The sequence below is a fragment of the Pseudomonas sp. 2995-1 genome (assembly GCF_002742505.1).
In the GTDB taxonomy this organism is placed as follows: domain Bacteria; phylum Pseudomonadota; class Gammaproteobacteria; order Pseudomonadales; family Pseudomonadaceae; genus Aquipseudomonas; species Aquipseudomonas sivasensis.
The window spans coordinates 1-426 of the sequence record NZ_LJSA01000532.1; the positions used below are offsets into that span (position 1 = coordinate 1).

At 36.2% G+C, this 426-nt stretch carries 1 protein-coding gene; it reads right to left on the reverse strand.

The annotated features are described in order from the left end of the window. Positions 1 to 102 precede the first annotated feature (102 nt). On the reverse strand, positions 103 to 426 hold a 324-nt coding region (locus tag AOA61_RS27710), incomplete at its 5' end, for a trypsin-like peptidase domain-containing protein (RefSeq protein WP_178075216.1).

Consider the following 426-nt stretch of genomic DNA (forward strand, 5'->3'; position numbering starts at 1 on the left):
TATTTATGGAAACTAATTACATTACAAATGAAATCACTTCTTAGAAAACCTTCTCTATATTACTACGCTAATAAGTGGTTTTCAGTTTCACTAAATCCAAAATTATTCAAGCTCATTTTGAAAATCAAAATCTAAGTAGTTCATTAAATGCTCCACTGGTACAGCAAGACCCACTCTGATTCGCTCACCGTCCACATCTCTGCGACTCGTTGCAAATACAACCCCTACTACTAATCCATCTTCGTTAATAACAGGACTTCCACTATTCCCACGGTATATTGGTGCATCGATCATTAAAAACGGTACATCTCGCCCTTCAGTTAAATCAATAATATGCCCCCTATTTGCGATAAAGTTAAAAAATAGTGGGTTTCCGATTACATAGATAGACATGCCTGGATCCCAAGACTCTTCAAATTGTAATAC